This window comes from Paenibacillus sp. 203 (assembly GCF_037027525.1).
Classification (GTDB): Bacteria; Bacillota; Bacilli; order Paenibacillales; family Paenibacillaceae; genus Paenibacillus; species Paenibacillus polymyxa_B.
Window position 1 is genome coordinate 1 of record NZ_JAXCHD010000112.1, and the last position, 219, is coordinate 219.

A 219-nucleotide genomic window follows, 5' to 3' on the forward strand; every position below is an offset into this window, starting at 1 on the left:
TGGCATCGTATTCAAACTTCCATTTCGGAAACAGCCCTTGTCTGGGATGGAATCTTCGGTGAGCAATCACGGCAAAAATCTTTCGGTTTTGCAAACCTCGGCAAATCGGCGTCGTTAAATAACCTGAATCTAGCGCAACAGCTTCTACTTGAAAACCAAAGCGTTCTCTTTGTCGATCCAAACGGGACAAATAGGGGACAGAATCATGTACATTCCCCG

The 219-nt window shown here is 45.7% G+C and carries 1 pseudogene; it reads right to left on the minus strand.

Annotation, left to right across the window (positions count from 1 at the left end):
* A pseudogene (locus WA407_RS26640) lies at positions 1–219 on the minus strand (IS5/IS1182 family transposase); the annotation flags it as partial.